Source organism: Kitasatospora sp. NPDC059795, assembly GCF_042732175.1.
Classification (GTDB): Bacteria; Actinomycetota; Actinomycetes; order Streptomycetales; family Streptomycetaceae; genus Kitasatospora.
The window spans coordinates 318,172-334,878 of sequence record NZ_JBHWID010000004.1 but is presented as its reverse complement, the minus strand read 5'-3'; the positions used below and the strand labels follow the sequence as shown (position 1 = coordinate 334,878).

General features: G+C 72.4%; 13 protein-coding genes. 10 read left to right on the top strand and 3 right to left on the bottom strand.

What is annotated here, in order from left to right:
* Positions 1 to 150 precede the first annotated feature (150 nt).
* Positions 151 to 1,080: a TIGR01777 family oxidoreductase gene (locus tag ACFV4P_RS11035; protein ID WP_380469660.1), complete on the top strand. Its 930-nt coding sequence runs from the start codon at positions 151 to 153 to the stop codon at positions 1,078 to 1,080.
* A 315-nt stretch (positions 1,081 to 1,395) separates the two neighbouring features.
* Positions 1,396 to 2,709: an FAD-dependent oxidoreductase gene (locus tag ACFV4P_RS11030; protein WP_380469658.1), complete on the top strand. Its 1,314-nt coding sequence runs from the start codon at positions 1,396 to 1,398 to the stop codon at positions 2,707 to 2,709.
* A 76-nt stretch (positions 2,710 to 2,785) separates the two neighbouring features.
* On the opposite strand, the gene ACFV4P_RS11025 is transcribed toward ACFV4P_RS11030, so the two are convergent.
* Positions 2,786 to 4,384 (bottom strand): regulator, encoded by a 1,599-nt coding sequence (locus tag ACFV4P_RS11025; RefSeq protein WP_241844421.1) that lies wholly within the window; start codon positions 4,382 to 4,384, stop codon positions 2,786 to 2,788.
* Between the two features lie 298 nt (positions 4,385 to 4,682).
* Between ACFV4P_RS11025 and ACFV4P_RS11020 the strand changes: the two genes are divergently transcribed.
* The 7 genes from ACFV4P_RS11020 to ACFV4P_RS10990 all read left to right on the top strand — a co-directional run bounded on the left by ACFV4P_RS11020 (position 4,683) and on the right by ACFV4P_RS10990 (position 12,079).
* A complete protein-coding gene (locus ACFV4P_RS11020; protein WP_380469656.1) occupies positions 4,683 to 5,456 on the top strand; it encodes a 3-hydroxybutyrate dehydrogenase in 774 nt (257 codons plus the stop codon).
* A 69-nt stretch (positions 5,457 to 5,525) separates the two neighbouring features.
* Positions 5,526 to 6,878, top strand: a complete 1,353-nt coding sequence (locus ACFV4P_RS11015; RefSeq protein ID WP_380469654.1) for an MFS transporter — start codon at positions 5,526 to 5,528, stop codon at positions 6,876 to 6,878.
* A 122-nt stretch (positions 6,879 to 7,000) separates the two neighbouring features.
* Positions 7,001 to 8,893: a helix-turn-helix domain-containing protein gene (locus tag ACFV4P_RS11010; protein WP_380469652.1), complete on the top strand. Its 1,893-nt coding sequence runs from the start codon at positions 7,001 to 7,003 to the stop codon at positions 8,891 to 8,893.
* A 117-nt stretch (positions 8,894 to 9,010) separates the two neighbouring features.
* Positions 9,011 to 9,781: a lipoyl(octanoyl) transferase LipB gene (gene lipB, locus ACFV4P_RS11005; protein WP_380469937.1), complete on the top strand. Its 771-nt coding sequence runs from the start codon at positions 9,011 to 9,013 to the stop codon at positions 9,779 to 9,781.
* Between the two features lie 141 nt (positions 9,782 to 9,922).
* Positions 9,923 to 10,876, top strand: coding sequence for a lipoyl synthase (gene lipA, locus ACFV4P_RS11000; protein WP_380469650.1), 954 nt, complete (start codon positions 9,923 to 9,925; stop codon positions 10,874 to 10,876).
* A 208-nt stretch (positions 10,877 to 11,084) separates the two neighbouring features.
* Positions 11,085 to 11,237 carry a hypothetical protein gene (locus ACFV4P_RS10995; protein ID WP_198953330.1) on the top strand — a complete coding sequence of 51 codons (153 nt, stop codon included), beginning with the start codon at positions 11,085 to 11,087 and terminating at the stop codon, positions 11,235 to 11,237.
* A gap of 155 nt (positions 11,238 to 11,392) precedes the next feature.
* Complete coding sequence (locus ACFV4P_RS10990) at positions 11,393 to 12,079, top strand: DUF4191 domain-containing protein (protein ID WP_073811931.1); 687 nt, start codon at positions 11,393 to 11,395, stop codon at positions 12,077 to 12,079.
* Between the two features lie 150 nt (positions 12,080 to 12,229).
* Here ACFV4P_RS10990 and ACFV4P_RS10985 read toward each other — a convergent pair whose 3' ends face one another.
* Entirely contained in the window at positions 12,230 to 12,697 is a 468-nt protein-coding gene (locus tag ACFV4P_RS10985; RefSeq protein WP_380469648.1) for an RDD family protein, read from the bottom strand.
* A gap of 325 nt (positions 12,698 to 13,022) precedes the next feature.
* On the opposite strand from ACFV4P_RS10985, the gene glnA reads away from it, so the two are divergent.
* Positions 13,023 to 14,435 (top strand): type I glutamate--ammonia ligase, encoded by a 1,413-nt coding sequence (gene glnA / locus ACFV4P_RS10980; RefSeq protein ID WP_380469646.1) that lies wholly within the window; start codon positions 13,023 to 13,025, stop codon positions 14,433 to 14,435.
* A 103-nt stretch (positions 14,436 to 14,538) separates the two neighbouring features.
* On the opposite strand, the gene ACFV4P_RS10975 is transcribed toward glnA, so the two are convergent.
* Complete coding sequence (locus ACFV4P_RS10975) at positions 14,539 to 16,665, bottom strand: NPCBM/NEW2 domain-containing protein (RefSeq protein WP_380469645.1); 2,127 nt, start codon at positions 16,663 to 16,665, stop codon at positions 14,539 to 14,541.
* Positions 16,666 to 16,707: the final 42 nt, after the last annotated feature.

The window sequence follows — 16,707 nt, the reverse complement described above, 5'->3', positions numbered from 1 at the left end:
TTGGGGCGGGGCCCGCCTCCTTGGGGCGCGTGGGGGCCCTGCCGCCCCCCCGCGGCACTGGGCGCTCCGCCGTGGATCTTGCCGGGAATTGTCGCCGCGCGGGCGGGCGGGCGGCCCGGCTGCCCGGGCGGCCCGGTAAGGGCTGGGAGGATGGCCGGTATGCGTATCGCGGTGACAGGTTCCACGGGGTTGATCGGGTCCGCGCTGGTGGACTCGCTGGTCGGGGACGGACACGAGGTGCTGCGGCTGGTGCGGCGGCGTTCGCGCACCGGCCCGCAGCCGGACGGGACGGTCGGGGTCGGCTGGAACCCGCTCCTGATGCAGATCGACGGCGCCGCGCTGGAGGGCGTGGACGCGGTGGTCCACCTGGCCGGCGCGGGCGTCGGGGACCGGCGCTGGTCGGACGCCTACCGGCGGGAGATCCGGGACAGCCGGGTGCTCGGCACCGAGACGCTTTCTGCCGCGCTGAGCCGGCTGAAGACCCCGCCGAAGGTGCTGGTCAGCGCGTCCGCGGTCGGTTGGTACGGGCAGACCGGCGACCAGCTGATCGACGAACAGGCGCCCAGCGGCAGCGACTTCCTGTCCACGGTGTGCCAGGAGTGGGAGCAGGCCGCGCAGCCCGCGGCGGACGCCGGAATCCGGGTGGTGCACCCGCGCACCGGGCTGGTGCTCGACCCGAAGGGCGGCGCGGGGGCCCGGCTGCTGCCGCTGTTCAGGCTCGGCCTGGGCGGCCGGCTCGGCAGCGGCAAGCAGTACTGGAGCGTGATCTCGCTGGCCGACGAGGTGGCCGCGCTGCGCTTCCTGATCGACCGTCCGGAGATCTGCGGCCCCGTCAACCTGGCCGGGCCCGAGCCCGTCACCAATGCCGAGCTGACTGCCGAGTTGTCCCGGCAACTCGGGCGTCCTGCGGTGTTCGCGGTGCCGGAGTGGGCGCTGCGCGCGGTGCTCGGGGAGATGGCGGTCGAGATTGTCGGCAGTCACCGGGTGGTACCGAAAGCCCTGGTGGGGGCGGGGTTCGAGTTCCGTGACCCGGACCTGGCGTCGATCGTTGCGGCCGCGCTCGGACGGTCCCGGTACTGACGGTTCGTCAGGGGGCGCACGGGTGCATGGGGACGGCGCGCGGGGCGTGGACGGTGACGGTGTGCGCCCGTTCCCGCCCCCCGCGCCCCGTTTGGCGCACGGTCGGTGACGGAGCCGGCCCGCCGTGTCGCCCCGCCATTGGTATGAACCGATTGAGTGCCGGACGGCGGTCTGGGCAGCCGGGTGACGGGGCATCACAACGACGGACCATGTTGTCCTCGCCCCCCGCTGCCCGCCCCGGCACCCCCGCTCGTTCGCGGGCACTGCTGTGCGCGGCGGCAGCGGAGGGCTCCGCCAGGGAGGGAGCACCCACTCGTGCCCGCACATGACTTCATCAGCCGCGTCCACGCCACCGACCCCGACGCGATCGTCGTCGGCGCCGGCGTCGCCGGGCTGACCGCCGCCGCCGCGCTCACCGCCCAGGGCCTGCACGTCCAGGTCCTGGAAGCCACCGAGCGCGTCGGCGGCCGCACCGCCACCCGGGAACTCGACGGCTTCCGCCTCGACCTCGGCGGCCACCTGCTGAACACCGCCGGTCCCGAACTCCCCCGCCACCTCGACCTGGACCGGCTGGACCTTCGTCCGCTCGCCCCCGGCGTCCTGGTGCACAGCAGCGGCCGCACCTACCGGGCCGGCGACCCGCAGCTCACCCCCGCCCGGCAGGCCGCCACCCGCAGCCCGCTCGGCACCCCGCTGGACCGGGCCCGGCTCGCCGCCACGCTGTCCCGGCTCGCCGCCACCCCCACCACCCGGCTGCTGGCCCGTCACGAGACCACCGCCGCCCGGGCGCTGGCCGACCGCGGCCTGCCCGGCCGCACCGTCGACGGCTTCCTGCGGCCGCTGCTCGCCGCGCTGCTCGCCGACCCGGCCCTCGGCACCTCCAGCCGGGTCGCCGACCTCGTCCTGCGGGACTACGCCCGCGGCCGTCTCTGCATCCCCGCCGCCGGGATCGGGGCCGTCCCCGCGCAGCTCGCCGCGAGGCTCCCGGAGGGCGCCGTGCGCTTCGGCGTGACCGTCACCTCCGTCGGCGCGGACGGCGTGGAGACCGCCGGGCACGGCCTGATCCGGGCCCGCGCGGTGATCGTCGCCACCGACGCGGCCACCGCCGCCGCCCTGCTCCCCGGCCTCCACCAGCCCGGGTTCCACCCCGTCACCACCTACTACCACGCCGCCAACCGCTCGCCGCTGGGCGAACCCGTGCTGCTGCTGGACGCCGAACGCACCGGCATCTCGCACACCCTGGTCCTCAGCGACGCCGACCCGTCCTACGCCGCCGACGGCCGCGCCCTGGTCGCCACCACCGTCCTCGGCCGCCGCGCCTTCGACTCCGGCGGCCCGGCCGGCGACGAGCCCGTGGTCCGACGGCGGCTGTCCGAGCTCTACGGGACCTCCACCGCCGGCTGGGAGTTCCTGACCGTCCGCCACGCCCCCGACGCGGTCGTCTCGATGCCCCCGCCCCACCAGTTCCACCGCTCCGTCCGCCTCCTGGCCGGCCTCTACGTCTGCGGCGACCACCGCGACACCGGCCTCTTCCAGGGCGCGCTGGCCTCCGGCCGGCGGGCCGCGGGCGCGGTCCTGCGCGACCTGGGGGTACGGGCGGAACCGGAGGCCGTGGAGGCGGCGGCATAGGCACACAGGAACTCGGGGAACGGCGAGGTCTAGTCTGCCGTTCCCCGGGCCCCTGAGGGTTCCGGACCTGGGCCCCTCAGATCACCCCCGCCTGCCGGGTGGCCTCCTCGAAGGCGCGGGCCGCCGGCGTGGTGCGGTACGGGGCGAGGCGGCGGTGGAAGTCGCGGAGGTATTCGACGGTGCGGGCGGAACGCATTTCACCGGCGGCGCGGAGGCTGTCGGTGGCCATCGAGCAGGACTCGTCGACGTCTCCCATGCCGAGGCGGGCGGAGGCGAGGACGAGGCGGCAGAGGATGCGGCTGCGGGCGTACGCGGGGGCGCGCAGGCGCAGCGACTTCTCGGCGTGCTGGGCGGCGGGCCGCCACTGCTGGAGGTCGCGGTAGCAGTGGGCGAACTCGTCGGCGAGTTGGGCGTCGTCGAAGTAGCGTGCCCAGGACGGGACTTCGTCGCCGCTGCGGGCGGTGGCGAGGGCCCGTTCGCAGCGGACCAGGGCGGTGGTGCAGGCGCGGACGTCGCCGGCCAGGGCGTGGCCGCGGGCCTCGGCGGCGTGCATCAGGGCCTGGACGACGGGTGCGGCGGCGGTGCCGACGCCCTGCTGGGCGACCCGGGCGAGTTGGATGGCCTCGCGGGCGTGGCCTAGGTGGACGGCCTGCTGGCTCATGGTGGTGAGGACGAAGCCGCCGAGGATGCGGTCTCCGGCCGCCTGGGAGAGCCGCAGGGACTGGACGAAGTAGCGCTGGGCGAGGCCGTGCGCGGCGATGTCGAAGGACGTCCAGCCGGCCAGCCTGGTCAGGTCGGCGACGGCGCCGAACAGGGCGCGGCCGATCTGTTCGCCGTAGCGGCCGCGGAGCATCGGTTCGGCCTCGCTCTCCAGGTAGCGGACCAGCGCCTGCCGGGCGTGGCCGCCGCCGTAGGCGTGGTCGAGGGCCCGGAAGAGGTCTCCGACGGCGCGGATGGCGGCGATGTCGCCGCGGCCGACCCGGACCGGGGGCCGGGTCTCTCGGGGGTCGGCGGTGGGTTCGAGGGCGCCGGGGCGGCGGGAGCCCTGCGGGGGGACGCGGGCGGCGGCCCCGGGCGGGGGTGTGCGGAGTTCCTCGGCGGTGAGGGTGGTGCCGTCGCGGGCGACGCGTTCGTCGGTGCGGCCGATCAGCCAGTCGCGGCTGGGGACGACCAGTCCGGCGGGGGTGAAGGCGATCTTGCGGAGTTCGGCGTAGGGGCCGTTGTCCTTGCGCCACATGGAGGCGACGATGTCGACGGCCTCCTGCGGGGTCTCGGCGAACTCCAGCCCGGCGTAGACGGGGGCGCAGGCGTCCAGGCCGACGTCCTGGGCGGTGAGGCGGCGGCCGAGGCGGCGGGTGAAGACCTCGGCGATCAGCGCCGGGGTGGCGCCGCGCGGCTGTTGGCCGCGCAGCCAGCGCGTCACGGAGGTCTTGTCGTACCGCAGGTCGAGGCCGTGTTCCAGGCCGAGTTGGTCGACGCGGCGGGCGAGGCCGGCGTGCGAGAAGCCGGATTCCTCGATGAGTGCCGCGAGTTGGGGGTTCTGGGCGCGCCCGGCGGACGGCGTGTCGGCCGGCTCGGAGGCGCGCGGAGGGGTCTCGACCGCTCCGGTTTGGCGCGGGTCGAGCGGGTCGAGCGATCGGTACGCCGGGCTGTCGATTACAGGCCGTTGGGGCATAGCAGTCCACACCTCTCAGGCACCGTTCCGGCCCCTCCTGCCCGGGACAGCGCCCCCTGATCGGGAATCGGCGCGAATGTAGCGAGCATTGGGGCGCTATGGGTGGATTCCGCCCATCGGTCCTCCGAACGGGTGAACCAGGCCCGCCCGTTGTGGGGAAGCCCGGGCGTCGCGGGTTTGGGTTCGGGGGCCGTTCCCGCCCTTCGGGGTGCATGGCGGACGACACCATGAAGGGCGGGGATGCTGTGGTGTCCGCCCACATCGTTGCGGGGGCCCCGGATTCCTACCGTTCTCGGCCATGGACACCACTTCTGACCCGCTCCCCCAGCCCTCGCTGCTCGGCCGTACCGCGCTGGTGACCGGCGCCGCCTCCGGCATCGGCAGGGCCTGTGCGGAGGCGTTCGCCGCGGCCGGCGCGCGCGTGTACGTCGTCGACCTGGCCGCCGGACCCGCCGAGGAGCTGGCGGAGCGGATCGGCGGGGTCGCGCACGTGGCCGACCTGTCCGACCCGGACGCGGTGGAGGCGCTGCCCACCGACGCGGACATCGTGGTCAACAACGCCGGCCTGCAGCACGTCGCGCCGGTGCACGAGTTCCCGATGGAGCGGTTCACGCTGATCCAGCGGGTCATGGTGGAGGCCCCGTTCCGGATCCTCCGCCGCACCCTGCCGCACATGTACGAGCGCGGGTGGGGCCGGGTGGTCAACATCTCCTCGGTGCACGGCCTGCGCGCCAGCGCCTTCAAGTCGGCGTACGTGACGGCCAAGCACGCGCTGGAGGGCCTCAGCAAGACCGTCGCGCTGGAGGGCGCCCCGTACGGCGTGACCAGCAACTGCATCAACCCGGCGTACGTGCGCACCGCGCTGGTGGAGAAGCAGATCGCCGCGCAGGCGCTGGCGCACGGCATCCCCGAGGACGAGGTGGTGGAGCAGATCATGCTCGACCGCACCGCCGTGAAGCGACTGATCGAACCGGAGGAGGTGGCGCAGCTGGCGGTCTGGCTGTGCTCGCCGAGCGCCTCCTACATCACCGGCGCGAGCCTGCCGGTGGACGGCGGCTGGACCGCGCACTGACCCGGCCGCAGCGGGCCTGTAAGGTCCCGTGATCTTCCCTCACCCCCCATCTCCGCAAGGGAGTTCCCGATGGCTGCTCCTCCCGATGTTGCGAGACCCGCCTCCCTGCCGCGCGTGGTCTCCGCCTCGCTGATCGGCACCACGATCGAGTGGTACGACTACTTCTTGTACGGATCGGCGGCGGCGCTGGTCTTCGGACACGTGTTCTTCCCGAAGTCGGATCCGCTGACCGGCACTCTGCTGTCGTTCCTGACGTACGCGATCGGGTTCGCCGCCCGGCCGCTGGGCGCGCTGGTGTTCGGGCACTTCGGCGACCGGATCGGCCGCAAGAAGCTGCTGGTGCTGTCGTTGCTGCTGATGGGCGGGGCGACCACGCTGATCGGCTGTCTGCCGACGTACGACCAGGCCGGCGTGGCGGCGCCGGTCATGTTGACGGCGCTGCGGCTGGTGCAGGGCTTCGCGCTGGGCGGTGAGTGGGGCGGGGCGGTGCTGCTGGTCTCCGAGCACGGCGACCGTCGGCGGCGCGGCTTCTGGGCGTCCTGGCCGCAGGGCGGTGCGCCGGCGGGCAACCTGCTGGCGGCCGGTGTGCTGTCGCTGATGACGGCCGTCCAGTCGGATGCGGCGTTCCTGGCCTGGGGCTGGCGGGTGCCGTTCCTGCTGTCGGCGGTGCTGGTGATGGTCGGTCTGTGGATCCGGCTGGCGGTGGACGAGTCGCCGCTGTTCAAGGCGGCGCTGGCGGCCGCCGAGCAGCGGGCGGAGCAGGAGAAGCCGCCGCTGGTGGCGGTGTTGCGGGACCACTGGCGGGACGTGCTGGTGGCGATGGGCGCCCGCATGGCGGAGAACATCTCGTACTACGTGATGACCACGTTTGTGCTGGCGTACGCCGTCGGCCACGCCCACCTGCCCAAGCAGACCGCGCTGAACGCCGTGCTGATCGGCTCGGCGATCCAGTTCGCGCTGATCCCGCTGTTCGGGGCGCTCTCCGACCGGGTCGGCCGCAGGCCGGTGTACCTGGTCGGCGCGGTCGGCGTCGGCCTCTGGGCGTTCGTGTTCTTCGGCATGGTCGACACCAAGGACTTCACCTCCCTGGTCACGGCCGTCACCGTCGGCCTGTTCTTCCACAGCATGATGTACGCCCCGCAGGCCGCGTTCTTCTCCGAGCTGTTCGCCACCCGCACCCGCTACTCGGGGGCGTCCATCGGCGCCCAGTTCTCCTCCGCCGCGGCCGGCGCCCCCGCGCCGCTGATCGCCACCGCGCTGCTCAAGGACTACGGCAGCGCCACCCCGATCGCCGTGTACGTGGCGATCGCCGCCGTGATCACCGTCCTCGCGGTGCTGTGCGGCCGGGAGACGCGCGGCGCCGACCTCACCGAGGCGGACCCCGCTCGGGGGGACTCCGTGAAGGCCGCTACGACGGTCTGACCGATTCCGACAAAATCAGGGCCGCGTCACCGGGCACCCGCCCGGCGGCGCGGCCCAGGCCCGTTTGTGAACGGGCCGCGGGCAACGGGGCCACGGGGGGCACGAGTGACAGGGAAGACCGAATGGACCGCCACACCACCGCCGCACCGGCGCTGCGCAGACTCCTCGACCTGCTGGCGACCGGCGCCGCCACCGAGGACTTCGCCGAAGTCCTCGCCGACGCCCGTCGGCAGGGCGCACCCGCCCAGGTCCTGACCGAGATCGACGACGCCACCTGGCAGGCGCTGCGGGTCCACCGCACGATGCGTCAGCACCGCCGACGCGAGGCCGAACTGACCGCCCTGTTCGACACCGCCGGCGACCTCGCCGCCTCCCGCGACCTCGACGCCGTCCTGCAGGCCATCGTCCGCCGCGCCCGGATGCTGCTCGGCACCGACACCGCGTACCTCACGCTCCCCGACGAGCGGGCCGGCGACACCTACATGCGGGTCACCGACGGCTCCGTCTCGCCGATCTTCCAGACCCTGCGGCTCAGCCTCGGCGACGGCCTCGGCGGCCTGGTCGCGCAGACCGCCCGCCCGTACGCCTCGCACGACTACCGGATCGACGAACGCTTCCGGCACACCGGCCAGATCGACGCGGGCGTGCTCGACGAGGGCCTGGTCGCCATCATCGGCGTGCCGCTGCTGCTCGGCGGCACCGTGATCGGCGTGCTGTTCGCCGCCGACCGCACCCCGCGGGCCTTCTCCCCCGACGAGGTCGCGCTGCTGTGCACCCTCGCCGCGCACGCCGCGATCGCCCTGGACACCGCCAAGTCGCTCGCCGACACCCGCGCCGCGCTCGCCGAACTCGCCACCGCCAACGCCGTCATCCGCGCCCACGCGGGCTCCGTCCAGCGCGCCGAACAGGCCCACGACCGGCTCACCGACCTCGTGCTGCGCGGCGCGGAGGTCGCCGACGTGGCAGCCGAGGTCGCGGCGCTGCTCGACGGCGAGGCCTCCGTCCACGACGCCGAGGGCGCCCCGCTCACCGGCCCCGGCGGCGCCCCCGACGGCCTCGACGACGCCGTCGCCTCCTCCCGCAGCGGGGGCCACGCCGTCCGGCACGGCACGGACTGGGTGTGCGCCGTGCTGGCCGGCCAGGAACTGCTCGGCTCGCTCGTCCTGCACGGCAGACCCGAACTGGACGACGCCGACCGCCGGGTGTTCGAACGCGCGAGCGTGGTCACCGCGCTGCTGCTCCTGCTGCGGCGCTCGGTCGCCGAGACCGAGAACCGCGTCCGCGGCGAACTCCTCGCCGACCTGCTCACCGCCCCCGACCGCGACCCGGCCGGCCTCACCGCGCGCGGCCGCCGCCTCGGCGTGGACCTCGGCCGTCCGCACCTGGTGCTGGTCGCCTCCGCCGTCGACGACTCCGCCCGGGAGCGGCTGGCGGGGGCCGCGGCCCGGTACCTGTTCGGCTCGCGCGGCATCAGCGCGGAGTTCGGCGACGGCGTGGTGCTGCTCGTCCCGCACGACGGCACCGGCGACGGCGCGGTCGCCGCGACGGCGGCGGAACGCCTCGCCCGGCTGGTCGGCGTCCCCGTCACCGTCGGCACCGGGCGCGCGGCCAGCGGGCCGGTCCCGCTGGCCGCGGCGTACGCGGAGGGGGTGCGGTGCGTGCGCGCCCTGCGGGTCCTCGGCCGCGACGGCGACGGCGCGTGCGCGGCCGACCTCGGCTTCCTCGGCGTCCTCCTCGGCGACGGCCACGACGTCGAGGGCTTCGTCCGCGCGACGCTCGGCCCCCTCCTCGACTACGACGCCAAGCGCGGCACCGAACTCGTCCGCACCCTGCGCGCCTACTTCGACTGCGGCGGGAGCCTGACCCGGGCCAAGGACCAGCTGCACGTCCACGTGAACACGGTGGTGCAGCGGCTCGACCGGGTGGAAGTGCTGCTGGGACGCGACTGGAACCAGCCGGAACGGGCGCTGGAGCTTCAACTCGCGCTCAGGCTCCTGCTGTTGGCAACGGGGTGAGCAAGCCGGGAGGTGCACCGCCAGGGGCGTGCACCGCGCTGGGCGTACAGTGGCGAGGTTGGGCTGAGCCGGCCGACCGGGAGTGGTGTGGTGAGCGAGAACGTGCGGTTCGTGCGGATGGGGATAGGCGAACGGACCGTCCCCTACCAGGAGGCGTGGGCGGAGCAGCAGCGGCTGCACGCGTTGCGGGTCGCGGACGAGATTCCGGACACGGTGCTGCTGCTGGAGCACGACCCGGTGTACACGATGGGCAAGCGCACCAACCCGGAGGACCTGCCGCTGGACGGGACGCCGGTGGTGGAGGTGAACCGCGGCGGGGAGATCACCTGGCACGGCCCGGGCCAGCTGGTGGGCTATCCGATCGTGAAGCTGCCGGATCCGATCGACGTGGTGGTGTACGTGCGCCGGCTGGAGGAGGCGCTGATCCGGGCGTGCACCGAGTTCGGCGTGGAGACCACCCGGATCGAGGGCCGCAGCGGGGTGTGGAAGCTGGGTGCGGAGATCCCGGGTGCGGTGGTCGACCCGTCGCAGGTGGTCGAGATCGGGAAGCTGACGCTGCGGATGGGCCTGCCGCTGGGCATCGACCCGCGGCTGGCGGGGCCGGAGTACGCCCCGTCGAACGCCGGTCAGCGCGGTGACGACCGCAAGCTCGCGGCGATCGGCGTGCGGGTGGCGCGCGGCGTGACGATGCACGGTTTCGCGTTGAACTGCAACCCGGACATGACGTACTTCGACAAGATCGTTCCGTGCGGCATCCGGGACGCCGGAGTGGCGTCGCTGAGCGGCGAACTGGCCCGTCCGTTCGCGGTCGCGGACGCGGTGGGGACGGTGGAGCGCACGCTGCGCGAGGTGTTCGCCGAGCTGCCGGAGCCGGCCGCCGCCGTCTGATCGCGGCGATTTCCCGCCGGGAGCGGAATTCACTGTGCCGTGCCCGGTGTTGCCTTCCGAACGAAGGCCCGGGGCCCCGAGCAGGCCATCGAAGCAACGGCGTACCCTTTGGGGTACCCCGTCTAGTTCTAGGAGTCGCACGTGTCCGCTGTCGCACCCGACGGCAGGAAGCTCCTCCGCCTGGAGGTCCGCAACAGCGAGACCCCCATCGAGCGGAAGCCCGAGTGGATCAAGACCAGGGCGAAGATGGGGCCGGAGTACAACGCCCTGCACTCCCTGGTGAAGAAGGAAGGGCTGCACACGGTCTGCCAGGAGGCGGGCTGCCCCAACATCTTCGAGTGCTGGGAAGACCGCGAGGCGACCTTCCTGATCGGCGGCGACCAGTGCACCCGCCGCTGCGACTTCTGCCAGATCGACACCGGCAAGCCCGCCGAGTTCGACCGGGACGAGCCGCGCCGGGTCGCCGAGTCCATCGTCACGATGGACCTGAACTACGCCACCATCACCGGCGTCGCCCGCGACGACCTGGCGGACGGCGGCGCGTGGCTGTACGCGGAGACCGTCCGCCAGGTGCACGCGATGACGGCCGCCCGGGCGGCCGGCCGGACCGGTGTGGAGCTGCTCATCCCGGACTTCAACGCGGTGCCGGAGCAGCTCGCCGAGGTGTTCTCGTCGCGTCCCGAGGTGCTGGCGCACAACGTCGAGACCGTGCCGCGGATCTTCAAGCGGATCCGTCCGGCGTTCCGGTACGAGCGTTCGCTGGACGTGATCACCCAGGCCCGGGCGGCCGGGCTGGTCACCAAGTCGAACCTGATCCTGGGCATGGGCGAGACCCGCGAGGAGGTCAGCGAGGCGCTGTCCGACCTGGTCGACGCCGGCTGCGAGCTGATCACCATCACCCAGTACCTGCGTCCTTCGCTGCGCCACCACCCGGTGGAGCGCTGGGTGAAGCCGCAGGAGTTCGTCGAGCTCCAGGAGGAGGCCGAGGAGCTGGGCTTCGCCGGTGTGATGTCGGGTCCGCTGGTGCGTTCCTCGTACCGGGCCGGCCGGCTGTACCGGCAGGCGCTGGAGCGTCGCGAGCAGGCGGCGGTCTGAGCCGGTAGCGGTGCCGTGTGTGCGGAGGGCGGGCCCGGCCGGGCCCGCCCTCCGTGCGTGCTCCGTGCGTGCTCCGTGCGTGCTCCGTGCGTGCGGGCTGTCCGGGCTAACCGCCGACGTTTCATGTGGCATCGACCGGTGGGCCACCGTACGGTAACGGGCGTCCGGGACGCTTGAGCGGTACCCGGGTCGAGGAGTTGGTGTGGTCATGCGTACCGGACTCAGGACCGCCCTGCGGCGGGCCGAACAGCTGTTGCTGATCCGCGGCGCGCGCCGCAACGCGTGGGCGGCGGTGTGCGAGAACCGCCGGCTGGCGGACGAGCGCGAGCAGCCCGCACGGGTGCCGGAGCGCAGCGCCTGAACTCCTGGGCGTGACCGCAGCGTGTCCGGGGCGTCTCCGGAGCGTGTCCGGGTCGCGCCCGGGGCGGGGTCCGAGTCGGGGTCCGGGAAAGTCCGGGGCCGTGGAAGCGGTACCGCCTTGGATGATCGCCACCCTCGCCCCGTACCATGAGCAGTATGGCGAGGCAAAAATCCGATACTCCTGGGCGGCTCGCACAGATCCGCCAGGCATATGTCATGACCAAGCAGGTCGACTCCAAAATCGGCCTGATCATCGCCGGCGTCGGCCTGCTGACCTTCGGCGTGTTCCTCGCCATCGGCTTCGCCCTGGACCACCCGGTCTACCTGGGCATTCTCGGTTTCGTGGTGGCAGTGCTGGCGGTCGCGATCGTGTTCGGCCGTCGGGCCGAGCGGGCCGCGTTCGGACAGATGGAGGGCCAGCCGGGCGCGGTCGCCGCGGTGCTGGGCAACATCCGTCGTGGTTGGAGCGCCAACCAGACCCCGGTCGCGGTCACCCGTAGCCAGGACGCGGTCTACCGCGCGGTCGGCCGGGCCGGCATCGCGCTGATCGGCGAGGGCAACCCGAACCGGGTGCGTCCGCTGCTGGCGTCCGAGAAGAAGAAGATGTCCCGCGTCGTCGGCGACATTCCGGTGCACGACATCATGGTCGGCAACGGCGAGGGCGAGGTCCCGCTGAAGAAGCTGCAGATCCACCTGATGCGGCTGCCGCGGGCGATCAGCGCCGCCCAGGTCACCGAGACCAACGACCGGCTGCGGGCGCTCGGCGACCTGCTGTCCAAGGCGCCGATCCCCAAGGGCCCGATGCCGAAGGGCGCCCGGATGCCCAAGGGCGGCGCGCGCTAGGCGACCACTCCCCCGTAGGACACCACGGCCCCGCTCGCGAGATTCTCTCTCCGCGAGCGGGGCCGTTCGACGTTCCCGGACTTCCGGTCCGATCAGGCTTCCGGTCCGATCAGACTCCGATCGGACTTCCCGTCCGATCCGATGTCCGGTTCAGATGCGGACCTCGACGGTGCCGACGGCCTTGTCGTGCAGGCCGCGGGTGTCGCGGTCCCACACGGCGGCCGGGATGACCAGGCACAGCAGGAAGGTGCGCAGCAGCACCTGCGGGATGGTGGCGCGGCGGCCGTCCAGCCGGACCACCCGCAGGCCGAACAGGCGCTTGCCGACGGTGGTGCCGGTGGTGGCCAGGAACAGCACGGTGACGGCGTAGAACAGCGGGGTCGTCCACAGGTTGGCCGAGCCCTGGTCGCCGCGGGCCAGCAGGCCGTACGCGATCAGGCTGACCAGCCAGCCGTCGACGAACAGGGCGCCGATGCGGCGGCCGGGGCCGGCCATCGAGCCGGGGCCGGTGCTCGGCAGGCCGAGGCGCTCGCCGCGGTAGCCGAAGTCGGTGCCCATCTTCTCGGCGGCCGCCTTCGGGCCGTCGATCCACGATCCGAGTGCTTCTCTGGTGTCCACGGACCCCACCCTAACCGGGCTTACCCGCCGCTCCGGTGGCGGGCGGCCCGCGGGCGGGACGCGCCGGAGCGGGATCCCGTCGGGGTGAAACGGATTCCGCCGACTGCCGTGAATGGTCTCGACCTGTCGGGGTACACGGCCGCTGCGACACCGGCGATTTGCCCGGGACCGTACCGCTTTGCGGCCCGACCGAGTGGCCTGGTTAACATATGGGAAACAGCCGAGTCACGATCGGGCAACGGCCGATTCCTATCGTGAGCCCCCTGCGCGGGGGCTCCCGTCGCCCCTGACGGAGGCTCGGACCGCACGTCGAGGAGGAGTACGGATGTTCACCAACGCCGACGAGGTCAAGCGGTACATCGCGGACAACGAGATCAAGTTCGTCGACGTCCGGTTCTGTGACCTGCCGGGCGTGTTGCAGCACCTCGCGGTCCCGGCCGACACCTTCGACCCGACCGAGACGCTGATGTTCGACGGCTCCTCGATCCGCGGTTTCCAGGCCATCCACGAATCCGACATGGCCCTCGTCCCGGACCTCGCGACCGCCCGGCTGGACCCGTTCCGCACCGAGAAGCACCTCAACATCAACTTCTTCATCCAGGACCCGATCACCGGCGAGGCCTACAGCCGCGACCCGCGCAACGTGGCCCGCAAGGCCGAGGCCTACCTCGCCTCCTCCGGCATCGCCGACACCGCGTACTTCGGGCCCGAGGCCGAGTTCTACGTCTTCGACTCGGTGCGCTTCGAGACCAGCGCCAACGCGTCCTACTACCACATCGACTCGGTGGCCGGCGCCTGGAACACCGGCTCCGCCGAGGGCGACGCGCGCGGCTACAAGGTCAAGTACAAGGGCGGCTACTTCCCCGTCCCGCCGGTCGACCACTTCGCCGACCTGCGCGCCGAGATGTCCCTCGAACTCGGCCGCGCCGGGCTCGTCGTGGAACGCCAGCACCACGAGGTCGGCACCGCCGGGCAGGCCGAGATCAACTACCGGTTCAACACGCTGCTGCACGCCGCGGACGACCTGATGCTGTTCAAATACATCATCAAGAACGTCGCCTGGCGGGCCGGCAAGACCGCCACCTTCATGCCCAAGCCGATCTTCGGCGACAACGGCTCCGGCATGCACGTCCACCAGTCGCTGTGGACGGGCGGCAACCCGCTGTTCTACGACGAGCAGGGCTACGCGGGCCTGTCCGACACCGCCCGCTACTACATCGGCGGCATCCTCAAGCACGCCCCGTCGCTGCTCGCCTTCACCAACCCGTCGGTGAACTCCTACCACCGCCTCGTCCCCGGCTTCGAGGCGCCCGTCAACCTGGTCTACTCGCAGCGCAACCGCTCCGCCGCGATCCGGATCCCGATCACCGGCTCCAACGCCAAGGCCAAGCGCATCGAGTTCCGCGCCCCCGACCCGGCGTCCAACCCCTACCTGGCCTTCTCCGCCATGCTGATGGCCGGCCTCGGCGGCATCAAGAACAAGATCGAACCCGCCGAGCCCGTCGACAAGGACCTCTACGAACTCGCCCCCGACGAGCACGCCGCCGTCCCCCAGGTCCCGGCCTCCCTCGACGCCGTCCTGAACGCCCTCGAAGCCGACCACGAATACCTGCTGGCCGGCGGCGTCTTCACCACCGACCTGATCGAAACCTGGATCGACTACAAGCGCACCCAGGAACTCGCCCCGATCGCCCTCCGCCCCCACCCGCACGAGTTCGAGCTGTACTACGACCTGTAGGACCGCCTCCGACCTGCGGAAACGCAGGTCGGTCTGGTCGTCCTCTCCGCGGGGCTGCGGTGCCGGACCGGGTGTTCGGCACCGCAGCTCTGTGGGAGGTCGGTCAGCAGGTGAGGGTCGGGGCTGCCCAGTCGGCGTGGTCGCTGTTGGTGCCGTCGCCGCCGTCGGTGACGACGAGGTGCAGTTCGTTGGCGCCCGTGAGGTCGGCGGTGAGGTGTTTGACGCCGGCGGCGGCGTTGAGGACGCCGCTGTCGGCGGCCTTGGTGTCGTCCTTCCAGATCTGGAAGGCGACGGTGCCGCGGCCCATGGCCTCGGCGTCGACGCCGACATCGGTGGTCAGCGAGGTGCAGGTGCCGCCGAGGTAGTAGACGATCTCGCTGAACGCGTTGGTGCCCAGGCCCTTGGCGTAGGTCGCGCCGTTGATGGTGATGGTGTGTCCGTCGCCGGACTGCCTGTCGCCGTTGCTCATGTCCTTCTCGACCGGGCCCCAGCCGTTGCTCGCGGAGGTCCAGGTGAGGTCGGAGAGCTGGTGGACGCCGGCGGCGGGTCCGTTGCCGCAGGCGATCTTGGCTCCGGCCCAGTCGGCGTGGTCCCAGCTGGTGCCGTCGCCGCCGTCGGTGACGGCGAGGCGCAGGGTGGTGGCGCCGGTGAGGTCGACGGTGAGCTGCTTGGCCGGGTCCTTGCCGGTGAGCTTTCCGCTGTCGGCGGCGAGGGTTCCGTCCTTGAATATCCGGAAGACGGCGGAGCCGTTGCCGGACGTCTCGTCGTCGATGCCGACGCCGGTCACCAGGTTCTTGCAGGTGCCGCCGAGGTTGAAGGTGATGTCGGAGGCGGCGTTCGTGCCGATGCCCTTGGCGTACGTGGTGCCGCGGATGGCCAGGGTGTGGCCGTCGCCGGCGGCCCAGTCGCCGTTGCTGCGGTCGCGCTCGGCCGGGCCCCAGCCGTTGGCCTGGGTGAGGAACGGCAGGTCGCTCAGGTAGCTCGTGCCGGTGGGCGGCGGGACGGGCGTGCTCGGGGTGACCCGGAACATCGCGGTGCCGTGGCCGGGGACCGTGGCGCTGATCGCCCCGGTGCTGGTGGTGGTCTTCTTCGACCACAGGTCCTTGACCGTGTACGAGGGCGCGCCGGCGATGCCGACGGCCTGCACGGTGGTGGTGATGGTCGCATCGTAGGAGCCCTCGTTGGTGAGGGTGACCGCGCGGCTGCCGTCGGCCAGCGGCTTCGACATGACGACCAGGCCGTTGTCGCTGGAGACCACCGAGCCCTGCTTGCCCAGCGGGTCCTGGTCGATCGCGATGACGTCGGCGTTGGTGAGGATGTCGAACGTCTCCTGCTGGGCGGTGCGCAGGTCGGCGCCGATCAGCAGCGGTGCGGCCATCTCGGCCCAGAGGCTGAAGTGCGTGCGGTACTCGGTGCCGGTCATGCCGCCGTTGCCGACCTCCAGCATGTCCGGGTCGTTGAAGGCGCCGGCCTTGGCGTAGGCCGACAGCCCCTGGTTGGCGTGTGCGATGGAGATCATGCTCTGCCAGGTGTCGCTGATGTCGCCCGTGGTGCGCCAGGAGTTGCCGACCGGCTGCGCCCAGTTCCACGGGCCGTTGGAGCCCCACTCGCAGATGCTGTAGAGGATCGGCCGGCCGGTCTTCTTCAGCGCCTCGCCCATGGCCTTGTAGCGGGTCTGCGCGTCGACGCCCTGGTTGTTGCAGTTGTCGTACTTGAGGTAGTCGACGCCCCAGGAGGCCCACAGGTTGGCGTCCTGCTGCTCGTGGCCGAGCCCGCCGGGGAAGCCCTGGACGTCGCAGGTGTGGGTGCCGGCGCTTGAGTAGATGCCGAATTTCAGGCCCTTGGCGTGCACGTAGTCCGCGAGCGCCTTGATGCCGTGCGGGAACCGGACCGGGTCGGGCACCAGGTTGCCGGACGCGTCCCGATCGGGCAGCGCCCAGCAGTCGTCGAGGTTGACGTACTGGTAGCCGGCCGCCTTGAGGCCCTTGTTGACGAACAGGTCGGCCATGCCCTTGACCAGGTCCTCGTTGAACTGGGACCCGCACCAGGTGGTGTTCCAGTTGTTGAAGCCCATCTGGGGGGTCAGGTTGATGCCGTTGTCGGCCGCCAACGCCGGTGGAGCGGTGACGAGTTGCGCCCCGGCGACGAGTGCGCCGCCGCCGGCGAGCAGAGTGAGGGACGTTAATGCCGCGCTGACGCGGCGGGACAGTTTTACGCGTACGGACTGCAAGGTTCCTCCTCGGGAACGGGACGTGCGGGAACGGGACGGGTG